This window comes from Kitasatospora sp. NPDC056327, from assembly GCF_042261735.1.
Lineage (GTDB): Bacteria > Actinomycetota > Actinomycetes > Streptomycetales > Streptomycetaceae > Kitasatospora.
Genome location: NZ_JBHJRC010000538.1, coordinates 1 through 1691, shown reverse-complemented (window position 1 = coordinate 1691; position 1691 = coordinate 1). Strand labels below are relative to the sequence as shown.

The following is a 1691-nucleotide window of genomic DNA, read 5'->3' as shown; positions in this document are numbered from 1 at the left end:
GGCGATCGGGGTGATCGCCGGTGGCCGCGCGTGGCCGCCGGTCCGGCCGCGGGCACCGGACGCTAGCCGGCCCTGCGCTGGGCGAAGCGCAGCATGTTGCCGGCCGGGTCGCGGAAGGCGCAGTCACGCACCCCGTAGGGCTGGTCGATCGGCTCCTGGAGGACCTCGCCGCCACCGGCGCGGACCCGCTCGAAGGTCGCGTCGCAGTCCTCGGTGGCGAAGATGACCGCCCGCAGCAGGCCCTTGGCCAGCAGTTCCGCCATGGCCTGCCGGTCGGCGGCCGAGGCGTTGGGGTCCGCCAGCGGCGGTTCGAGCACGATGTCCACGTCGGGCTGGGACGGCGAGCCGACGGTGACCCAGCGCATGCCCTCGAAGCCGACGTCGTTGCGCACCTCCAGGCCGAGCACGTCCCGGTAGAAGGCGAGCGCCCTGTCGTGGTCGTCGACGGCGATGAAGCACTGCGAAAGCTTGATGTCCATGCGCCTCACGCTACGACCGGGGCGGGAGTTTCGCTTCTCCGTTCCTGACCGGTCGCGTGTAGAGCTTGGCGTAGCACGCGGGGATCCCCGCGCCGTCGGCGTGGTCACGGGCCCGGTAGGCGCTCGGGCTCTCCCCGACCAGCTCGGTGAAGCGGGAGCTGAACGATCCCAGCGAGGTACAGCCCACCGCGAAGCAGACCTCCGTGACCGACAGGTCCCCGCGCCGCAGCAGCGCCTTGGCCCGCTCGATCCGCCGGGTCATGAGGTAGCTGTACGGGGTCTCGCCGAAGGCGGCGCGGAAGCTGCGCGAGAAGTGCCCCGCCGACATCAGCGCCACCTGCGCCAGCGCCGCGACGTCCAGGGGCTGCGCGTAGTCGCGGTCCATCGCGTCACGGGCCCGGCGCAGCCGGGCGAGGTCCTCCAGGTTCACTCCCCCACCCTCCCACAGGGCGGTGACGGCGGATCCCGGCAGGTCACCTATGCTCACCGCCATGTCCACCGAGCACGCCGCCGCACCCCCCGCCACGCCTCCCGCCGAGCAGTCCGCCGGCGGTCCGGGGGACGGCCACCACTACACCTGCTCCTGCTGCGACGGGCGGCACGACGGCCCGCCGCTGTCCTACGGCTCCCCGGCGCCGGTGGGCTGGAAGCCGCGCTACGCCCGGCGCCGGGACAGCGAGCTGACCGCCGACCAGTGCGTGATCAAGGGCCGGGAGTTCTACGTCCACGGCCTGATCGAGATCCCGGTGCTGGACGGCGGGGAGTCCTTCTCCTGGGGCGTCTGGGTCTCCCTGAGCGAGCCGAACTTCGCCCGGATGCACGACCTGTGGGAGGACCCGGCCCGGGAGCAGGAACCCCCGTACTTCGGCTGGCTGGTGACCGAGCTGCCGGTCTACCCGGAGTCCACGCTGCTGCTCAAGACCCATGTGCGCACCCAGGCCGTCGGCCGGCGACCGCTGATCGAGCTGGAGCCGACCGGCCATCCGCTCGCCGTCGAGCAGCGCGAGGGAATCACCGGCGCGCGGGTGCGCGAGTTCGCGGAGCTGCTGCTGCGCGGCTGAGGCGCGCGGCCGCACGCCCGGGGGCGCGGCACCGGACGCCCGCCCGGTACGGGGCGGCGGGGGCTGGGGCGGCCCGGGCAGTCCGGCCCGGACCGCCCAGGCACCGGCGCCGGACCCGCCGGGCAGCCACCGCCGGCCGGGCGGGCAGGCC

At 74.4% G+C, this 1691-nt stretch carries 3 protein-coding genes; 1 reads left to right on the top strand and 2 read right to left on the bottom strand.

The features are described from left to right. Positions 1-62: 62 nt before the first annotated feature. Together ACFCX4_RS36140 and ACFCX4_RS36135 are read right to left on the bottom strand one after the other, a co-directional pair. Positions 63-479 carry a VOC family protein gene (locus tag ACFCX4_RS36140; RefSeq protein ID WP_376151705.1) on the bottom strand — a complete coding sequence of 139 codons (417 nt, stop codon included), beginning with the start codon at positions 477-479 and terminating at the stop codon, positions 63-65. A 10-nt stretch (positions 480-489) separates the two neighbouring features. Next, complete coding sequence (locus tag ACFCX4_RS36135) at positions 490-864, bottom strand: helix-turn-helix transcriptional regulator (protein WP_376151707.1); 375 nt, start codon at positions 862-864, stop codon at positions 490-492. Positions 865-970: 106 nt separating this feature from the next. Here ACFCX4_RS36135 and ACFCX4_RS36130 point away from each other — a divergent pair, with 106 nt between their 5' ends. Next, positions 971-1540, top strand: a complete 570-nt coding sequence (locus ACFCX4_RS36130) for a DUF2199 domain-containing protein (protein ID WP_376151703.1) — start codon at positions 971-973, stop codon at positions 1538-1540. The last annotated feature ends 151 nt before the right edge of the window (positions 1541-1691 follow it).